Origin of the sequence: [Clostridium] citroniae WAL-17108, assembly GCF_000233455.1 — a bacterium.
Lineage (GTDB): Bacteria > Bacillota > Clostridia > Lachnospirales > Lachnospiraceae > Enterocloster > Enterocloster citroniae.
The window spans coordinates 140,323-159,708 of record NZ_JH376422.1 but is presented as its reverse complement, the minus strand read 5'-3'; the positions used below and the strand labels follow the sequence as shown (position 1 = coordinate 159,708).

Genomic DNA, 19,386 nt, shown 5'->3' with positions numbered 1-19,386 from the left:
CAGACGATCGGAGGTAACACATGAGCATCATATATGATAAAGAAAAACAGGTATTCCGGCTGGACACCCGGAATACCACCTACCAGTTTCGCGTGGCGGAGTTTGGTTTTCTGGAACATCTCTATTACGGCAGACGGATCCCGGACACAGCGGAGTACCTTCCGGTCAGGATCCGCCACGGATTTGAAGCCAATCCCCATGAAGCTGAAAAGGACAGGACCATAAGCCTGGATTTGATCGAGCAGGAGTACCCCGGATTCGGAGTGTCGGATTTTAAGGTGGCTGCAGTGAGCGTGATCAACGGGGACGGCTCCAACTGCATTGATTTAAGATACGTATCACACAGGATCATGGAAGGGAAATACAGCCTGAATGGAATGCCTTCCCTGAGAGAACAGGACGGTTCCTGGAAGACGCTGGAGGTGCTGCTGCGGGACCCCTATACGGATATGGAGGTGACCCTTGTCTACGGCGTGCTGGAAGAACATGACATCATCACCCGGTGTGCCAGGATCAGGAACATGGGAAAGGGGACCGTATATGTAAATGCAGCCCACTCCGCCTGCATTTCCTTCCCCACGGACCAGATGGACATGATCAGCTTTTACGGAAGCTGGGGACATGAGCGCTGCCCGGAGAGAACGCCTGTAAGGCACGGTAAGATCACTGTGGACAGTGTGCGGGGAATATCCAGCCACTATCAGAATCCGTCCACAGTGCTCTGTGCCCCCGGTGCCACGGAGGATTCGGGGGACTGCTGGGGAATCGCTCTGGTTTACAGCGGGAACTTTGCGATCACAGTGGAGGTCAATGACTTTAAGCAGACCAGGCTGGTGGCAGGGGTGAATCCGGAGACCCTGTACTGGGAGCTTGAGACAGGCGGTGTGTTTGAGACGCCGGAGGCCGTGATGACATACAGCGCCCTGGGACTTACGGGAATGAGCCATAATTTCCACCGCGCCGTCAAATATCACCTGATCCCCAAGCAGTTCATTGACCAGAGATGTCCGGTCCTGATCAACAACTGGGAAGCCACCATGATCGACTTTGACGAGGAGATGCTGGTGGACATAGCCGGCAAGGCAAAGGAACTGGGCGTTGAAATGTTTGTGATGGATGACGGCTGGTTTGGAAGAAGGACGGATGAGTACAGGGGGCTTGGAGACTGGCAGTGCAATCTGGATAAACTGCCCAGCGGCATCCCCGGGTTTGCCCGGAGGATCCACGAAAAGGGGCTGAAGTTCGGCATCTGGATCGAGCCTGAGATGGTAAATGAGGACTCGCGGCTTTATGAGGAACATCCGGACTGGTGCATCCGGATCCCGGGCAGGAAACCCACCAGGCAGAGGTATCAGCTGATTCTGGATTTCAGCAGGGATGAAGTGGTGGACCAGGTCTTTGAACAGCTCTACGAAGAATTTAAGGATGCCGGGATCGATTATATCAAATGGGACATGAACCGGAGCATGACGGACCGATTCTCAGCAGCTCTCCCGGCCCGCAGGCAGGGGGAACTCTGCCACAGGTATGTGCTGGGCCTTTACCGGCTCATGGACAAGCTGACCAGGGCGTTCCCCGGCGTACGGTTTGAGGGGTGCAGCGGAGGCGGCGGAAGATTTGATATGGGAGTCCTCTATTACATGCCTCAGATATGGTGTTCTGATGATACGGATGCAATGGAGCGGATCCTGATCCAGTACGGCACCTCCATGATCTATCCGCCGTTTGTCATGGGCGCCCATGTCTCGGAATGCCCCAACCAGCAGACCGGGAGAACGGTTTCCATTGATACAAGGGCTGCTCTGGCCTACTTTGGCACCTTTGGGTATGAACTTGACCTGAACCTGCTGTCAGAGGAGGAACAGGAGGCCGTGAGAAAGCAGGTACGGTATTATAAGGATCACGGGCTGGTCTGTGCCCATGGGGATCACTATCGTCTGACCGATCCTGAAAAGGAGAGGGAGTACACGGCGTTTATGTCCGTGTCAGCTGATAAGAAGGCCGCGGTGGTGGCCTATGTACAGCGCGTTTCCGGGGCCAATAAGGGCATTATCTACATAAAGCTTAAGGGCCTTGAGGAACAGAGCCTGTATGAGATACCGGAGCTGGGATTGAGATGTTCAGGGGCCGCACTTATGTATGCCGGGCTTCCCATGCCGGTGATCAAGGCGGACAATGAGGCCCGGGTGTTTACCCTTTGCGCAGGATAAGTTTTCCAGGTGGGCAAGTCTTTCACAAAAGTGGGGACCTGCCCGCTATTTTTTATAAAAGCAATTGCCTCCCACCACCGTGTAGGAGGAGTAGCTGCCGTAATCAGCAGCTTTGGTAGATTGGAAGAAAAGGTAATCCCCTATATTATTGGTGCCGGACAGAGCGGCTTTGACCGCTTTCAGCACGCTTTTTGAGGGTCCCTTGGTGAGATACTTGTCCAACAGACCTGATGAGGCGCCGGGGAACTGGCCCTGGGCATAGATCACATCTGTTATGGAACCGCCCCAGCGCCCTGATTTGACACGGTTGACGATCACATTGGCCACGGCCAGCTGTCCGTCATAGGAATAGCCGCCGGATTCCATCATGACGCAGGCTGCCATCAGGTAAACCTCATCATCGGAAGCTTTGATCACATATTTTGGCTTTTCCTCTTCTTTTTTCTTTTCCTGCTTTTTTTCCTGTTTCTGTTCGGCTGCTTTCAGCGCAGCCTGTTCCGCTTCTATGCTGACTGCCTTGCCGGGAGTCACGCTGATCTTTGTATACTGGGTGGATACATAACCGCTGCTGTCAGAGGCCAGCTGGATCTTGGCCCATCCGTCTTTTTCCTCCAAAACAGGATAATAGTCATCCCCGGCAGCAAGGCCCACGATGGCGGACTCTGTGGAAGGTTCCTCACGCACATTCAGCGTTTGTGTGGTAACCTTGGCTGTAAAAAGTCCCAGTTCCTTGGCCAGGGGCTTGATGTCCTGCCCGAATACCAGGTAATCGTTCTTAAGCCATCCCTCCAGTTTCCCGGAGCGGATTTTGGTCCAGCCATCCTTTTGCTCCAGGATCACACCGCCGCTGCCGCGGTAGCACTTTCCCAGGATCTTTCCTTCGGTGGAGGGTTCAGCCCTTAAATTTAACACATCCGTGACATTGGCCACGGCTTTATTATCATACTCAGAAGGGGCCGGTGCAAGAGAGAGGGGAACCTGCATGGGTTCAATGGAGGCCTGAGGTTTGGCAGGCTCCGTACCTGGGGCCGCAGCGATCTGGTGTGGACGAAAAGCAGCTGACCTTGGCGGACAGACAGAGGGAAATACGCTCAGACCCAGAAGGGCCGCTGCCGTCAAGGTAAGTATGGTAGTTCTTCTGCTGGAACGGTTCCAATTCTGTTTCATAAAAACCTCGGTTTTCTTAATGTATCCGTATTTACAGTCCATTACAATTGTTACAAAAGTGTTACGAAAATACTATAACAATCTTTTCCGTGATTGTCAAGTTTGGCCGATGAAAGCCGAAGATTGTCATCATTGATTTTACAGCTGGGATTTGTTATGATAAATAAATCGAAGATAAATACCGGGCCTCTGTTGAGCAATCTCCAGAGGCCTCGTTTCAGCGCCGGATGATCGCATACCTGGAGCAATGGGCGTTTCGGCCGGAGGGAAAGATGAAGATATATGTGGTAGATGCATTTGCGGAAGAACTATTTAAAGGGAACCAGGCAGGTGTCGTACTGCTTGATAAGGAGGAGGCGTTCCCGCCGGAGTCATTTATGAAAAGCCTGGCAGCGGAGCTTAAGCATTCGGAAACCGCCTTTGTGAAACAGACAGGGGAAGATATGTTTGACATCCGGTATTTTACTCCTGAAGCGGAGGTGGAGCTGTGCGGACATGCCACCATCGCTTCCTTTGCAGCCATGCGGGATACGGGGAGGATTCATATAGGGGAATATCGGGCAGGGACCCTGGCGGGCGAACTGGCTGTTTCCCTGGAACGCCGTATGGTATGGATGGATATGGCAGAGCCTGAATACCGATATGAGTTCAGCGCCAGAGAGAGGGGACAGCTGTACGATGCATATGGCCTTGACCTGTCATCCGCACCCGGGAATCTGGTGCCTGGTATTGTGAGCACCGGGCTGTGCGATATACTCCTCCCGGTAAAAGACAGGGAGAGCCTTTACAAAGCTGTCATGGACCAGGAAAGAGTTGCAGCACTGTCAAAGCAGTACCGGGCCGTGGGGATCCATATGTTCTGTCTGGGCGGATCAGATGGGGGCACGGCCTATTGCAGGAACTTTGCTCCGTTGGTTGGAATACCGGAGGAATCAGCCACAGGCACATCCAACGGCGCTCTGACTTATTATCTGAGACGGAATGGGATTATAGAAGACGGGGCTGTCAATACCTTTGTCCAGGGAGAAACGATGGGAAAGGAATCGCGGATTTATACCAGAATCACAGGGGAGAAGATCCGGGTGGGCGGCAGCGGGAAATTGTGTATGGAGTGCAGTCTCTACGCCGGGGAGTGCCCCTGGACCATAGGAGACTGACCAGAACGATAACGGAGATGAGAAGATGAGTCTATATGCAATCGGTGATCTGCACCTGTCCTTTACGGTGGATAAGCCCATGAGTATCTATGGAAGGGAATGGGAAAACCATGTGGCAAAGATAGAGAAGAACTGGAAAAAGCGAATCCGTGAACAGGACACAGTGGTCCTGACCGGTGACCATTCCTGGGGCCGGAACATGGATGAATGCAGGGCTGACCTGGATTTCATCGCCTCACTGCCCGGGCAGAAGATCCTGCTTAGGGGGAACCATGATATGTTCTGGGACGCTAAAAAGACCTGTCAGCTGAATGATCTGTACCAGGGCAGTCTGTCATTTCTCCAGAATAATTATTACATGTATGGGGAGTACGCCCTGGTTGGAACAAAGGGATATTGTTATGAGGGAAGGGATACGCCGGAGCAGTATGAGAAGCTGGTAAAACGGGAGCTGGAACGGCTGCGCATCTCATTTGAGCTGGCGGTTGCCGGAGGTTTCAGGAAGTTTATCATGTTCCTGCATTATCCCCCCACCAGTATCGGGGAGATGGAAAGCGTGTTTACGCGGACCGCTGAGGAATATGGAGCCAGTCAGGTGGTCTACTCCCACTGCCATGGAGCTGCCAGGTATCAGGACAGCTTTCAGGGTGAGGTAAATGGGATTGAATACAGTCTGGTATCCTCGGACTACCTGAAATTCAAACCCGGACTGATCCTGGAATAGAATAGGATATGAAATGTGAATATTTTATGATTTTATATTCTGTCCTGTCTGAATTTATATGAAGTTTATCTTTTAATGATATGCTTACAGGGTATCTTTAAAGTCAGGCCGGCAACACGGGGCAGGGGAGGATTAAAACATGGGCATATATAAGATCAGAGTATTTTTTCTGGCAACTGCACTGTCTTTGGTATGCAGCACACAGGCGGCATGGGCGGCCGGATGGGTCCAGGAGCAGGATGGACAGTGGTATTACGAAGACGGGCAGGAGCGGCTGACGGGCTGGAACATGATCGATGGAACATGGTACTGCCTGGATTCCCGGACCGGTGCCTGGGAGCCGAAACCCCAGATCGATCCGCAAGCAGCCTGCTATCTCCTGGAGAACAGGCTGAAGGAACTGGGCCTTTACCAGGATGAGGAGGAAGAACTGCTGTTTAAGGTGGATTATGTCACTGCCGGGGAAATAAAAATATCAGTGGGATATGAAGAGAAACCCCAGGTATTCCACACACTTAATATCTACGAGGTGAACAGAAAACGGGGGATTGCGTCCCCAACCATTGGAAATGACGATATCAGTTTGTGGTGATTTCGTGGTCCATGATCCGCACAAATTCCTTCAGCACCGGGTTACCCTTCAGTCCCTTGTGGAACAGGCCGAAGACAACAGGGTCGATCCCTGTCACCGGTACATAACGCAGTCCGTTCCCTTCACAGCCGGGGTAAGACGGAAGCAGGGAAAAGCCCAGCCCGGACCTTACCAGGGCCAATATGCTCTCATATCCATCCACAAAGTAAAGCTGGGAAGGATGCCGGGCTGTGGAAATACCCATCTGGAGCTGCTCAATGGAGTGGGGGAGACGATGGGGCTCGCACAGAATCATGGGACCCTGCAGTTCCCGGACGCTGAGGGAACCGCGTCCGGCATAGGGATGGTCAGGGCTGCACACGCAGGACACGGGCAGCTTTCCCAGTTCATGGAACAGCCCGGGCATTCCCTTCATCTCCTCCTGGTGGAAGCCGAACATCACGTGGATGCGTTCTTCTTCCAGCAGATTGGCCATGGACTTAAAGGGTATCAGCTTTATGGAAGGGTGGAGGGTGGGAAACTGCTTTACCAGCTTTTCTATGACCGGAGGCAGTATGTTCAGTTCAGACTGATTATGGCAGCCAATGGTAAGAAACAGGGAATCATTAAAACCCGCCCCCAGCCTGTTTTTCGCGCTGGAGGCGATTTTTATTATGCTGGAAGCATCCTCCATAAACATAAAACCAGCTTCGGTCAGGGTTACATTTTTGCTGGTGCGTATAAAAAGCCTGGCGCCCAGCTCATCCTCCAGGGATGTGATCTGATGGCTTACCGCAGGCTGTGTGATTTTCAGGGATTCTGCGGCCCTGGAAAAATTCAGGTATTCTGCCACGGCAAGGAAACATTCTAACTGAACCGTATTCATTTCTCCCCCTCCTATGTTTTCCTAAAAATAAATTGAATCATTAACTATAAAAGATTTTTATAGATTATAACATTTTTGAATTTTACATTCAAGCGAAAATGAGTTATAAAATATAAGTAACATAATTGTTAGCTAGTTAACTATTATGCGGAATCATTTGCGGAAACGGAGGAAGGAACATGTGGGAATCAGAGGAACGGGTACTTTGGAATATCAAGAAGCTGGGAATGGGGATAGAATGTCTGCTGAACCGGCTTCTGGCAGATATGGGGCTTACAGCCTCCCGGGGACTGGTCCTGCTTTTTATTCTGGAACATCCGGGCAACACCATTTGTTCCACTGAGATCCACAAGGCATTTGGGGTTGCCAGGCCAAGCTTGGCCCGGACTGCGACTGAAAATAAAGAATAAGGAGAGAACAGCAGAATATGAGGACTATTTTAGGACAGATCAAACAGTATAAAAAAGATTCCATCCTGACCCCGCTGTTTACCGCGCTGGAGGTAATCATGGAAGTCATGCTGCCCTTTGTCACTGCATTGATCATTGACGAGGGCATACAGGAAGGAAATATGGGAAAGGTGTACACCTATGGTGGCATCATGGTGGTCATGGCATTGGTCAGCCTGATGGCAGGGGCGCTGGCAGGGAAATATGCGGCCAGCGCATCCTCGGGCCTGGCCTGTAACCTGAGAAAGGGGATCTACGACAAAATACAGACATTTTCCTTTTCAAACATTGACAAATTCAGTACAGCCGGCCTGGTGACCCGTATGACCACGGATGTGACCAATATCCAGAACGCCTACCAGATGTGCATCAGGATAGCGGTGCGTTCCCCGCTGATGCTGGTGTGCAGCATGGTGATGTCATTTATGATCAGCCCCAGGCTGAGCATGATATTCCTGGCAGCCATTGTGTTCCTGGCCTGTGTGCTGGGATGTTTTATGATGATGGCGAGAAAGACATTTGACGTGGTATTTAAACGGTATGACGATCTGAACGCAAGTGTCCAGGAAAATGTCTCGGGCATCCGCGTGGTCAAGGCATATGTGAGGGAGGAGTATGAAAACACCAAGTTTGCCGGGGCGGCAGACAATCTGTGCCGTTTGTTTGTGAAGGCGGAGAGCATCCTGGCCCTTAACAACCCGGTGATGATGCTGGTGGTTTACAGCTGCATCCTGTCGGTATCCTGGTTTGGCGCCCGGTTTATTGTCGGCGGGACCATGACCACCGGGGAACTGACCTCCCTGTTCAGCTATGTCATGTCCATCATGATGTCCCTAATGATGCTCTCCATGGTATTTGTGATGATAACCATGAGTTCCTCCAGCATCCGAAGGATTGAGGAGGTGTTTATGGAGGAGCCGGATATCAGGAACCCTGAGCAGCCTGTGACAGAGGTGGCGGACGGCAGCATTGATTTTAACAAGGTGGGATTTTCCTACAGAAAGGGCAGTGGAAAGCAGGCACTTACCGGCATTGACCTTCACATCCGGGCCGGCGAGACCCTGGGGATAATCGGAGGCACGGGCAGCGGCAAGACCAGTCTTGTAAGCCTGATCAGCCGTCTTTATGACGTGGACACCGGCTCTGTGTGCGTAGGGGGCAGAGATGTCCGGGACTATGATTTGGAGGTCCTGAGGGATGCCGTGTCAGTGGTCCTTCAGAAAAATGTCCTGTTTTCCGGTACCATTCTGGAGAACCTGCGCTGGGGAAATGAGGCGGCCACGGACCAGGAGTGTATGGATGCCTGCAGGGCCGCCTGTGCGGATGAGTTCATCCAGCAGCTACCTGAAAAATATCACACACTGATCGAGCGGGGAGGCACCAATGTGTCAGGCGGACAGAAACAGAGACTTTGTATTGCCAGGGCATTGTTAAAGAACCCCAAAGTACTGATCCTGGATGACTCCACCAGCGCGGTGGACACGGCAACGGATGCCAGGATCAGGTCAGCCTTTGCAGCAGCCATACCCGGCACCACAAAGATCATTATTTCCCAGCGTATTTCAAGCGTACAGCATGCGGACCATATCCTGGTGATGGATGACGGAAGGATCAATGGCTTTGGCACACATGAGGAGCTGGCTGCATCCAATGAGATCTACCGGGAGATTTACGAGTCCCAGAACAAGGGCGGAGGAGATTTTGACCAGATCCAGAGCGGAGGCGGTGAGACTGAGCCGGCACGGACAGGAAAGGAGTGTGTTGCCTGATGGAAAATAATAGAAAGAGCAAGGCCAATGAATCCCTGGGGATTTTAATGCGGGTCATCAAATACATGGTTACAAACTACAAACTGGCCTTTCTGGCAGTCCTGGCGTGCATCATACTTTCCGCGGCAGCCACTGCAAGGGGAATGCTGTTTATCCAGTCACTGGTGGACGATTACATCCAGCCCCTGCTGGCCCAGGCAGCGGGGATGCAGGCCGCGGGAGGACAGGGAGCTGTGGGAGGACAGGGAGCTGTGGGAGGACAGGCGGCCGCAGCGCAGGCTGCCCTGGATTTCACTCCGCTGTTCACGGCGCTGTGCGGACTGGCAGCTCTCTACCTGGTCAGTATCCTGGCATCCTATGCTTATAACAGAGTCATGGTTACCGTGAGCCAGGGGACCATGAAGCGCCTGAGAATCCAGTTGTTTGAGCGCATGGAATCCCTGCCCATTAAGTATTTTGATACCCACGCCCACGGTGATATCATGTCAGTGTACACCAATGACGTGGATACCCTGCGCCAGCTTATGAGCCAGAGTGTCCCCCAGGTGATCAACTCGGCAGTTACCCTGGCGGCGACCGCTGTCTCCATGCTGCTTCTCAACGTGCCGCTCACCCTTCTCACCTTTGCCATGGCCTGTGTGATGCTGGCTGTCACCAGATGCCTTTCCGGCCGGTCCGCTGTCCATTTTGGAGAGCAGCAAAAAGCCCTTGGAATTGTGGACGGTTATATAGAGGAAATGATGGACGGCCAAAAGGTGGTTAAGGTTTTCTGCCACGAAAACCAGGCCATGAAGGAGTTTGAGGACCTAAATGAACGGCTGAGGGACAGCGCGGATAAGGCCAACCGGTACGCCAACCTGCTGATGCCTGTAAACTCCAATATCGGAAACCTAAGTTACGTGCTGTGTGCGGTGGCGGGTGCCCTGCTGGCCCTGAACGGCATTGGGGGGATCACCATTGGAACCATCATGGCATTTGTGGGCCTTAACAAGAACTTTACCCAGCCCATTACCCAGATCAGCCAGCAGATGAATTCGGTTGTTATGGCCGCGGCAGGTGCAGAACGGGTATTTGAACTGCTGGATGAAATGCCGGAGGAGGACCAGGGATATGTGGAGTTTGTCAATGTAAAGGAGCATGCGGACGGAACACTGGAGGAGACGGACCAGCGCACCGGAGTCTGGGCCTGGAAGCATCCCCATAAACAGGAGGGGACGGTCACTTACAAAAAGATGGAGGGCGGCGTTGTGTTTGACGGGGTGGATTTCGGTTATGATGACTCCAAGATGGTACTCCATGATATTAAAATGTTCGCAGAGCCAGGACAGAAGATCGCCTTCGTAGGCTCCACGGGAGCCGGAAAGACCACCATAACCAACCTGATCAACCGTTTCTATGACATCCAGGACGGAAAGATCCGCTATGACGGGATCAATATCAATAAAATAAAAAAGCCGGCTCTGCGCCGGTCGCTGGGAATCGTCCTGCAGGATACCCATCTGTTTACCGGTACTGTTATGGACAACATACGGTACGGACGGCTGGATGCAACGGACGCAGAGTGTATGAACGCGGCCAAACTGGCCAATGCGGACAGCTTTATCCGCCGCCTTCCCGATGGTTATGAGACCGTGCTTACAGGGGACGGAGGAAGCCTGAGCCAGGGGCAGAGGCAGCTTCTTGCCATAGCCAGGGCGGCTGTAGCCGACCCGCCTGTGCTGATCCTGGATGAGGCCACCTCATCCATTGACACCAGAACTGAATCCCTGGTCCAGGCGGGAATGGACGCCCTTATGAAGGGCAGGACCACCTTTGTCATTGCCCACAGGCTTTCCACCATCCGCAATTCAGACTGTATCATGGTTATGGAACAGGGCAGGATTATCGAGCGCGGGTCGCATGATGAGCTGATCCATAGAAAAGGAAAATATTACCAGCTCTACACGGGCAATTTTGAGGAAGCGGGCTAAAGCGTATAAGGATTGTCAGGTTGGGGATGTTTCCCCAACCTTCAGCTGCAGTTCCGTGACCTGCTCCTGCTCATACATGGTGGCATGTACATCGATCCACAGCAGTTCCAGCATGGGCCCCAGAATTGTCATGGAGTGGTCCCTGGCATGTTGGATCAGCTGCGGCACATAGATCTGGTTTTGGCGGCAGTCTCCGTTGTAGCAGACCGAAAGATAGGCGCCCGGTTCGATCTGATGTTCACCGTCCGGGTGCAGGATAAAGACCGCGTCATATTGCTGGCAGCGTCCCTCCATGGCGGCCTCCGGGTTTACAAAGGATCCCATCTGGTTATTGCCGATGATATACTGGCGCCCCGGTCCGATGGAGACCAGCTGCTTGATGAGGATATCCATTTCTTCGTTTGTCTTATAACTCTGCATGATCCTGTGGCAGGGACGGGCAGGCATTTCCTTCAGGGTGATTTCTCCCCTGGGAAGCTCGCCGGCCCTGGCAATGGTCTGTCTGCGGGCGGTAATATTATCCCTCAGGGCATTCAGGCGGTCAATCTGCCGGTCGATCAAATCCATTTCCTGTTCAAATAATTCCAAGGTGGAGCGGACGCTCCTGTTCATAATATAATCCCGTATCTGGTCCATGGAAAATCCAAGACCGCGCAGGTCGCGTATAATATTCAGGCACCACAGGTCTTCGGTGCGGTAGACACGGTATCCGTTGGTAGCCCTGCGCGGGACCAGGATCCCCAGCTCCTCGTAATAGCGGAGCACATCCGTGCTGATGCCGTATAATGCGGCAATTTCCCCAATTTTATAATAAGTTGACATAGACACCCCTTTCCTGTGCAGATCAGAATTGAGCAATATCAAAAAATAATCCAGGATCATGCAAAACACCTCTTTACCTTGGTATTATACCAAGGTTTATACTGGAATTACAAGAGCACAGATGGCAGGTACCGCATGGAACTGGTACCGGAACGATCAAAAGGAGTTAAATCATGAAATTTGAGGGAATGTCGCTGAAAAAAAGTTTCTGGAGATTCATATGGCCTTCGGTGGTGGCCCAGTGGATCTTTGCTCTGTACACCATGGTGGACGGTATGTTTGTGGCACGGGGAGTGTCTGAGGTGGCTTTGTCGGCAGTGAACATTGCATCCCCCTTTGTGAATTTCCTGTTCTCCGTGTCCATTCTATTTGCAGTGGGAACCTCCACCATTGTGGCTATTTTCCTGGGGCAGGAAAACCACAGGGAGGCGAACCGCGCCTATACCCAGAACCTGGTGGTGCTGGGGGGAATCTCACTGGTGATCATGGCGGCGGTGTGGCTGAGCCTGGACCGGATCGCTGCTTTTTTGGGAGCCACGGCAGCTACCATGGAGTATGTAAAACATTATATCCTGTCCATTCTGCCCTTTGCCTGGTGTTTTATCATTTCTTATTCCTTTGAAATACTGGTAAAGACAGACGGTTATCCCAGGTTTGCCACCATGGCCGTAACAGCAGGCGCCCTGCTCAACTGTGTCCTGGACTATCTCTTTGTCATGGTGTTTAAGTGGGAAGTGGCCGGAGCCGGGGCAGCTACGGGTATATCCCAGATGGTGACGGTATTTTTGTATCTGAAACATTTCCTGAATCCCAGGGCCACCATACGGTTTGAGAAGCCCCGGTGGAGCGGAGCACAGTTTTGGCGTGTGATAAAGATCGGACTTTCCTCAGGTCTGACGGAGCTGTCCGCAGGGTTTACGGTTTTTATGTTCAACCATGCCATTCTTAGATTCATAGGGGAGCAGGGGATCATAAGCTATACCATTATCGCCTATGTAAACACCATTGTGGTAATGTCCATGGCGGGGATTGCCCAGGGAACCCAGCCTCTGATCAGCTTTTACTACGGAAAAGGGGATGAAGCCAGCTGCAGTAAGCTGCTCCGGTACTCGGTGAGGGCATCGGTGGGAATGGCCGCGGCCGCATTCCTGGCAGCCATGGCAGGAGCGGATATGCTGGTGGGCGTGTTCATTTCCCCGTCATTGCAGGAACTGAGGGATTACTCCGCGTTTGTATTCCGCATCTTCAGCATATCCTTCCTGTTCATGGGATTCAACGTGGTGGCCGGCGGTTTCTTCACAGCCATAGAAAAGCCCGGTGAATCCCTGATGATCTCCCTGGGGCGCGGAGTGGTGACCATGGTATCCGCTCTTGGGGCATGTATTGCCCTTATGGGCGGCGCGGGCATATGGTGGGCGCCAACCGTGTCCGAGCTGATGTGCCTGGCGGTTACGGGTGTGCTGATGTACCGCTTGGAGAAATACTGATTAACAATCAAAAAAATAGAGATGCAGCGCAGTAAACCAGTAAAAGAGCCATGATGATATTTACCAGCATGGTGTGTTTCGAGAAGAACTTGCAAAATGCCGCTCCAAACAGCGCCCATACAAAAGAACCGGAAGCGCCAATGAAAGACAGTATAACAGTAAATCCTATTAGTGCTGCGCCAGAATGAAAAACTGGCAAAATATAAAGGGACATTGCTGTGATTGCGTAAATATAAATTTTTGGATTGGCAAATTGTAATACCATGCCTGAGAGAAAACTGGCCTCTTTTCCGCTGTCTGCACTTAATTCAGAAGAACTTTTCCAGACCTTCCATGCAAGGTACAGCATATAAGCGGCCCCTAATATTTGCATGGCAATCTTGATTCTGGGAAGAAATGAATAGAGCGTTGCACTAAAGGCGGTGCAAACAGACATAACGATTGTAAAACCAGCCAGGATGCCGAAATTAAAGGAAACGCTCCGCCGGAAGCCCAGCCGTACGGCATTGCTCATGGAAAGCAGATTATTCGCTCCCGGCGTATAAGCCGTGATAAAGCAATAAATCAGAAAATCATATAAATGGAACATAGTGACCCCTTTCTATTTCAGCAATGAGAAATAACCACTTATGAAAATTATAAGTACAATAACAGGCCGCAAAAATACATTCAGGCACTCCGATTTTCTGAATGGTTCCAAAGTCGGGATAGAGATAGTAACGTAATCCAATTTCTGCATTGGGGAGCAGGACAGACCTGACGGCCAAAACAATTAAAAGGCAAAATAATAATGACATCATAATTTTTGTTACACGTTCCACACCCTTTTGTAAACCGATTGTGCAAATACCAAATGAAACAAAAATTATAACAAAAGAGCACACGATCATAGCAGTAGGATTTCCAAGCAAACCAGAGAATACATTGGCAACTTCGCTGGAAGTAAGACCTTGAAACCGGCCTTTTACCATTTCTCCAAAGTAGTAAAGAAGCCATCCGCTGATTACCGTGTAAAACATCATCAGCAGATAATTCCCAATGATTGTAATGTACTTAAACCAGTGCCACTTGGTTCCTTTTGGTTCCAGTATATTAAATGACAATGCGGTACTGCGTTGGCTTGCCCGGCCCACCGCAAATTCCATCACCACAATCGGCAGGCCCAGTATTACTAAAAAAAACAGGTAAAAAATAACAAAGGACGCGCCGCCGTACTTTCCTGTTACATATGGGAACCTCCAAATGTTTCCCAAGCCGATGGAGCAGGCGGCGGTAATTAAAATAAATCCCAGCCGTGATGAAAAATGTTCTCTCTTCATAGTTTAGACCTACCTCTTTTCCTCTTTACAAACCTAAATTGAAATTGTATAATGATATAAAAAGGTTATTATATTGCACTAGTACGATATAATGATACAACTTGTGCATTATAATGTCAAGAGAGGAGAGCGATTTTTTTGGATTCCATGAATATAATAGTCGCTAAAAATATTAAGCGGCTGCGAGAAGAAAAAAAGTTAAGTATGGATGAACTTGTAAAGTTGAGCGGTGTAAGTAAGAGTATGCTTGCGCAAATTGAACGGGGTGACGGAAATCCAACAATATCCACATTATGGAAAATTTCAAATGGAATGAAGGTGCCGTTTGACGCTTTAACCGTTCGCCCAAAGAGTCCCTATGAGATCGTTAAAAAGACTGAAATACAGCCTTTGCTTGAGGATGGTGGAAAAGTAAAAAACTTTTCTCTTTTCCCGGATAATGAGAACCGCAGATTTGCAGTCTATTATCTGGAATTAGACCAGGGAAGTTATTGGGAATCCGAACCACACTTAAAGGGAACCACTGAATTTATTACAATCTTTAAGGGCAAAATCGAGATCTATGCCGGCGGTCAAAGATTTATGGTTGAAGAAGGTGAAAGCATACGCTTTAGAGCCGATACCAATCATTCATACAAGAATGCTGGAAATGAATCCGCAATATTACACATGATCCTTTTTAACCCCTGACAGGGACTGGAGGATACGGCCAGGATTCCCTGTTCTCAATGAAACTCGGGTTGAAATGTTTGCTTTTTTGAGTTACTATATTTTTAAACCATGGAAATCATGAGAAAAGTTGGTGCATGCCTGTGAACCATGATACTTACCGATATTTGATAGCCTTTCCTCTTTTGGTCCTGTGCCTTCTGGCATCGGGATTTTCTGATCCATTTTCAATTAAAGCATATGGAAATCCCCTATCTTTTCAGGAATCTTCGGACAGCGGGCTGTCCGGCCATTACAGGGAATACCGCCGGCGTTTTGAAGCCATTGAGACAACGGCCGGCATTGATGATAATGGGTTTGAGATGATCGGGCCCAAGGTCTTTGACATGGAAATGGAGGGGATCGGACAAGTCTTTGTCACCCTGACCTTTGACACGGAGTATGACCGCCTGGCTTGTTTTTATTTCAGATGAGGACGGGCGTATCGTATATAAGACCGACCAGCTGGAGACCAACAACCAGCGCAGGGGAAGCCTGGAGCAGCCCAACGAACGCCTTCCCGCCGCCTCGTTCCGGGATATGAACGGGGATGGGTTGACGGACATTGTGCTTATTTCGTCCTGCTTTTATGATTCACAGATCAATGCGGGTAAATCCTACAAGGTGGGGGATGTGCTGTTCCAAAAGGACGGATCATTTTACAGGGATTACAGGATCTCAGATAAGATCAACCGGTTTGGCATGAACAAAAGCATCAGTTTCCTCACCTCCTTTGTCCGGGACGGATATTCCACGGAATTTTTATACACGTCAAACACGCAGCAAGAACTGGTGGATTCCGGGTTTCAGATCGTGCCTGCCCACTATTATCCGGTCATGTTTGAAAAACTGGGACGGCTTTGGCTGGTGCCAGGGACTTACCGCATGGCGGAGTATACCGTGTTCATGCTGTACCTGGTCAATGAACAGGGTTATATTGTCTGGAGTTTCCAGCCCATGGGGGATTATGAAAACCTGTATGGCCTGAGGGGAATCAACTGCCGTGACATTGACGGCGATGGGCTGAAGGATATTGTGGTGCTGGCCAGCTACAGCTATGAGGGAAAGGACGGGGAGATCGTGGTGGAGACGGACTACTCTGTCTACTACCAGAGGACCAGCGGCTTTTACGAGGATACGGACATAAAACATACGGTTCAGTGCAATGACAGCGACACCATGTATGAACTGGTGGAACGGCTGCGGGCATATTGGGGGTGGAGATCAGAGCAATGATAAAAGTACTGATAGTGGATGATGAAAAACCAATCTGTGATTTGATCGATATGAATCTGACAGCTGCGGGCTATCACTGCAGGGCGGTCCAGGACGGTGTGTCGGCACTGAAGATGATCGAGGGTGAATCTTTTGACCTGATTCTTCTGGACGTGATGCTGCCTGGGGTGGATGGTTACGATATCATGGAGTACATACGCCCCCTGGAGGTCCCTGTGATCTTTATAACAGCAAAGCACGAGGTGAGGGACAGGGTCAAGGGCCTGCGGCTGGGAGCGGATGATTATCTGGTAAAGCCCTTTGACATGGTGGAACTGACTGCCAGGGTGGAGGCGGTGCTGCGCAGGTACAACAAGACGGAACGCCTTCTGAGGGCGGGGGATGTGACCGTGGATGTGGAGGCCAGGATGGTAACCAGGGCCGGAAGGCCGGTGGTACTGACCAACAAGGAGTTTGGGCTCCTGCTCCTGTTTATCCGGAATAAAAATGTAGCCCTGTTCAGGGAGACACTGTACGAAAAGGTATGGGAAGGGGAATACTCAGGGGACAGCCGTACCCTGGACCTCCATGTGCAGAGGCTGAGAAGAAAACTGGGATGGGAAAACAGTCTGGTGGCGGTGTACAAAGTGGGATACCGCCTTGAGGTGCCTCAATGAAATTTTCCTTTAAACTCCTTGTGTGGACCATGATCGTCATGGCCCTGGGATTTGGTTTCAGCGGTTTTTATTTTGTAAACTATGTTTTCCAAACCGCTTTGGAGCGGGAAGTGAGTCAGACGCTGGACGACAGCAGTATCCTGCGTTTTGCCTTTGAGACAGCTGCCCTTAATGTGCCTGCCAAATATGATGTGCTGCAGGATACCACAGTGGGACAGATAGCCTCAAACCTGGAAAGCGGGGGACACAATGCAAGGCGTATGCTGCGCCTTTCCGATGAACAGAGGAACGTGTTGTATGCCAGCAGCGGTTTTGACATCGATAACCGTCTTTTAGACCAGACCGGTCCTGACACCAAGTCATACCGGGTGGTCAGCCGCAGCGGCAGCTATTATATACAGACCGGGACCACGGTGAACGCCCTGGACCGTGTCCTGTACCTGGAAACCATGAGGGATGTGTCGGAGGTGTTCCATGAGCGCGCTCTGGGATTCTCCGTTTACCGCCAGGTGACCATTGCGATGCTGGTGTGCGGCACCGTGATCATGCATCTGATTGCCTCATTGCTTACCAGGCCCATCCGTCTGCTGACCCGGGCCACCAAGTGCATGGCTTCCGGGGATTACCATTACCGGGCCAGGAAGGTCAGCAGCGATGAGCTGGGACAGCTCACCATTGATTTTAACCAGATGGCCAATGCCCTGGAGGACAACATCAACAAGCTGGAGGATGAGATCCAGTCGCGGGAAGACTTTGTGGCTGCATTTGCCCATGAACTGAAGACGCCCCTCACATCCATTATCGGATATGCCGACATGCTCCGTTCAAGAAAGCTGGACGAGGAAAAGAGTTTTGTGTCGGCCAACTATATCTATACGGAAGGAAAGCGTTTGGAGGCCATGTCCTTCCGTCTGCTGGACATCATGGTCACCAGACACGGAGGGGCGGAGTTTGGAGCGGTTTCCGTGGAATCCCTGTTTTTGTACCTCTATGATATGTACGTGCTGAACAAGAGCATGAAGATATATTTTAACTATGACGAGGGAACTGTTTGGGCGGAGGGAAACCTGATCAAATCCGTGCTCATGAACTTGTTGGATAATGCCTGCAAGGCATCGGAGCCGGAGGGGCTGATCGAGGTGTACGGCAAGCAGCTGGATGAGGGATACCGATTCCAGGTAAAGGACCATGGGGTGGGGATCCCCAGGGAGGAGCAGAAAAAGATCACCAAGGCGTTTTACATGGTGGACAAATCCAGGTCCAGGAGCCGGAACGGCGCAGGGCTGGGGCTGGCTTTGTGCGCAGAGATCCTGCTGCTGCACGGAAGCCGTCTGGAGATAGAGAGTGAACCTGGAAAAGGGACCTGCATGAGCTTTGTCCTGCCTGTCCGGGCAGAGGAGGAGAACGTATGAGGAAGATGATATTCAGCCTGTTCCTTCTTTTATTTACCGTTCTGATCATGCTGCTGTCCATTGCGGGGCCTGAGCTTTTTGCCAGATACCGGGATAAGGCCATATTAGGGCAGATTTACACCAGGGCCATGGAATCGGACGGGGAAGGGTACCGGTATACCCTGAGTCCGGGCGAAAAACTCTATATCCTGTCCGAAAGCCTGGGAAGACAGATGTTTCCCGAAAGTGAACAATACGCCCTTACCAGGGACAGCGGATACGGTGATCTGGATGGAACCTATGCTTTTGTGCTGAACCACAAAGGTCCTTCCGGAAAGGAGATCACGGATTATCAGATTTATGAGACCTGCAACCAGGGGCTGGCTGCCCTGAAGGAACTGGGAATATTGCCGGATACAGTGAGAAATGTGGACAGCGGTGCGTATGACGCCACCCTGTACTCTGCCATCGATGTGCTGGAACCCAGGAATAATGTGGCGGTCTGGAAACTGGAGCTGGCCAGTATACAGAAGAACACGGACAGGGAAAACAGGCTCATGGAGGCGTATATTGACGCTGATAACGGGAAAATATACGAGTTCTATGCCAGGACGCCCCTGACCTGGGAGAATATGGATCCGGACCGGATCGCCGGGGACTGGGCGGAGTATATGGGATTGGAAGCCCCAACGCCATACGAAACAGATAATCCACTGATGGAGGCCACGCCCTATTTCAGCAAGTATGTCTGCAGCGGGGTGGGGGATCAGAAGACCATAGTGACCATTGGCTTTTATGAGGGAATCAACGAGTTATTTTTAAAAATTTCCAGATGATGCAACTTTGATGCAAAAATGATGGTAT

General features: G+C 51.0%; 18 protein-coding genes and 1 pseudogene. 14 read left to right on the top strand and 5 right to left on the bottom strand.

The window, feature by feature from the left end; translation table 11 throughout:
• Window positions 1-20: 20 nt before the first annotated feature.
• Window positions 21-2,210, top strand: coding sequence for an alpha-galactosidase (locus HMPREF9469_RS13885; protein ID WP_007862932.1), 2,190 nt, complete (start codon window positions 21-23; stop codon window positions 2,208-2,210).
• Window positions 2,211-2,255: 45 nt separating this feature from the next.
• Here the strand turns inward: HMPREF9469_RS13885 and HMPREF9469_RS13880 are convergent, their stop codons facing one another.
• Window positions 2,256-3,377, bottom strand: a complete 1,122-nt coding sequence (locus tag HMPREF9469_RS13880; protein WP_007862931.1) for a cell wall hydrolase — start codon at window positions 3,375-3,377, stop codon at window positions 2,256-2,258.
• Between the two features lie 272 nt (window positions 3,378-3,649).
• Between HMPREF9469_RS13880 and HMPREF9469_RS13875 the strand changes: the two genes are divergently transcribed.
• The 3 genes from HMPREF9469_RS13875 (at window position 3,650) to HMPREF9469_RS13865 (ending at window position 5,850) form a co-directional block, all read left to right on the top strand.
• Entirely contained in the window at window positions 3,650-4,534 is an 885-nt protein-coding gene (locus HMPREF9469_RS13875) for a PhzF family phenazine biosynthesis protein (protein WP_007862930.1), read from the top strand.
• A 25-nt stretch (window positions 4,535-4,559) separates the two neighbouring features.
• Window positions 4,560-5,258 carry a metallophosphoesterase gene (locus tag HMPREF9469_RS13870; protein ID WP_007862929.1) on the top strand — a complete coding sequence of 233 codons (699 nt, stop codon included), beginning with the start codon at window positions 4,560-4,562 and terminating at the stop codon, window positions 5,256-5,258.
• 139 nt (window positions 5,259-5,397) lie between these two features.
• Window positions 5,398-5,850, top strand: coding sequence for a hypothetical protein (locus tag HMPREF9469_RS13865; protein ID WP_007862928.1), 453 nt, complete (start codon window positions 5,398-5,400; stop codon window positions 5,848-5,850).
• Here the strand turns inward: HMPREF9469_RS13865 and HMPREF9469_RS13860 are convergent.
• Window positions 5,837-6,715, bottom strand: coding sequence for a LysR family transcriptional regulator (locus tag HMPREF9469_RS13860; protein WP_007862926.1), 879 nt, complete (start codon window positions 6,713-6,715; stop codon window positions 5,837-5,839). The genes HMPREF9469_RS13865 and HMPREF9469_RS13860 overlap by 14 nt on opposite strands.
• 179 nt (window positions 6,716-6,894) lie before the next feature.
• On the opposite strand from HMPREF9469_RS13860, the gene HMPREF9469_RS13855 reads away from it, so the two are divergent.
• Genes HMPREF9469_RS13855 through HMPREF9469_RS13845 form a run of 3 tightly spaced genes read left to right on the top strand, consistent with a single transcriptional unit; the run spans window position 6,895 to window position 10,903 of the window.
• Window positions 6,895-7,125, top strand: a complete 231-nt coding sequence (locus HMPREF9469_RS13855; protein WP_007862924.1) for a MarR family transcriptional regulator — start codon at window positions 6,895-6,897, stop codon at window positions 7,123-7,125.
• A gap of 17 nt (window positions 7,126-7,142) precedes the next feature.
• On the top strand, window positions 7,143-8,933 hold the full coding sequence (locus HMPREF9469_RS13850) for an ABC transporter ATP-binding protein (RefSeq protein ID WP_007862922.1): 1,791 nt from the start codon (window positions 7,143-7,145) through the stop codon (window positions 8,931-8,933).
• Window positions 8,933-10,903 (top strand): ABC transporter ATP-binding protein, encoded by a 1,971-nt coding sequence (locus HMPREF9469_RS13845; protein WP_007862919.1) that lies wholly within the window; start codon window positions 8,933-8,935, stop codon window positions 10,901-10,903. Before HMPREF9469_RS13850 ends, HMPREF9469_RS13845 begins: the two co-directional genes overlap by 1 nt.
• A 15-nt stretch (window positions 10,904-10,918) precedes the next feature.
• Here the strand turns inward: HMPREF9469_RS13845 and HMPREF9469_RS13840 are convergent, their stop codons facing one another.
• Entirely contained in the window at window positions 10,919-11,725 is an 807-nt protein-coding gene (locus HMPREF9469_RS13840) for a MerR family transcriptional regulator (protein WP_040416460.1), read from the bottom strand.
• A gap of 173 nt (window positions 11,726-11,898) precedes the next feature.
• Here HMPREF9469_RS13840 and HMPREF9469_RS13835 point away from each other — a divergent pair, with 173 nt between their 5' ends.
• Window positions 11,899-13,212 carry an MATE family efflux transporter gene (locus tag HMPREF9469_RS13835; protein ID WP_007862916.1) on the top strand — a complete coding sequence of 438 codons (1,314 nt, stop codon included), beginning with the start codon at window positions 11,899-11,901 and terminating at the stop codon, window positions 13,210-13,212.
• Between the two features lie 7 nt (window positions 13,213-13,219).
• Here the strand turns inward: HMPREF9469_RS13835 and HMPREF9469_RS13830 are convergent, their stop codons facing one another.
• Together HMPREF9469_RS13830 and HMPREF9469_RS13825 are read right to left on the bottom strand one after the other, a co-directional pair.
• Window positions 13,220-13,801, bottom strand: a complete 582-nt coding sequence (locus HMPREF9469_RS13830; RefSeq protein WP_007862914.1) for a LysE family transporter — start codon at window positions 13,799-13,801, stop codon at window positions 13,220-13,222.
• Between the two features lie 64 nt (window positions 13,802-13,865).
• Window positions 13,866-14,531 (bottom strand): annotated as a pseudogene (locus HMPREF9469_RS13825) (SLC5/6 family protein); the annotation flags it as partial.
• A 138-nt stretch (window positions 14,532-14,669) separates the two neighbouring features.
• Between HMPREF9469_RS13825 and HMPREF9469_RS13820 the strand changes: the two are divergent.
• The 6 genes from HMPREF9469_RS13820 to HMPREF9469_RS13795 all read left to right on the top strand — a co-directional run bounded on the left by HMPREF9469_RS13820 (window position 14,670) and on the right by HMPREF9469_RS13795 (window position 19,358).
• Complete coding sequence (locus tag HMPREF9469_RS13820; protein WP_007862904.1) at window positions 14,670-15,221, top strand: helix-turn-helix domain-containing protein; 552 nt, start codon at window positions 14,670-14,672, stop codon at window positions 15,219-15,221.
• A 122-nt stretch (window positions 15,222-15,343) separates the two neighbouring features.
• Complete coding sequence (locus tag HMPREF9469_RS13815; RefSeq protein WP_157140296.1) at window positions 15,344-15,673, top strand: hypothetical protein; 330 nt, start codon at window positions 15,344-15,346, stop codon at window positions 15,671-15,673.
• Window positions 15,642-16,475, top strand: coding sequence for a hypothetical protein (locus HMPREF9469_RS13810; RefSeq protein ID WP_007862900.1), 834 nt, complete (start codon window positions 15,642-15,644; stop codon window positions 16,473-16,475). The genes HMPREF9469_RS13815 and HMPREF9469_RS13810 overlap by 32 nt, the downstream gene beginning before the upstream one ends.
• Window positions 16,472-17,131 (top strand): response regulator transcription factor, encoded by a 660-nt coding sequence (locus HMPREF9469_RS13805; RefSeq protein WP_007862899.1) that lies wholly within the window; start codon window positions 16,472-16,474, stop codon window positions 17,129-17,131. The genes HMPREF9469_RS13810 and HMPREF9469_RS13805 overlap by 4 nt, the downstream gene beginning before the upstream one ends.
• The gene (locus tag HMPREF9469_RS13800) at window positions 17,128-18,543 is read left to right on the top strand and encodes a sensor histidine kinase (RefSeq protein WP_007862897.1); all 1,416 of its coding nucleotides are present in this window, start codon (window positions 17,128-17,130) and stop codon (window positions 18,541-18,543) included. Before HMPREF9469_RS13805 ends, HMPREF9469_RS13800 begins: the two co-directional genes overlap by 4 nt.
• A complete protein-coding gene (locus HMPREF9469_RS13795; RefSeq protein WP_007862895.1) occupies window positions 18,540-19,358 on the top strand; it encodes a hypothetical protein in 819 nt (272 codons plus the stop codon). Before HMPREF9469_RS13800 ends, HMPREF9469_RS13795 begins: the two co-directional genes overlap by 4 nt.
• Window positions 19,359-19,386: the final 28 nt, after the last annotated feature.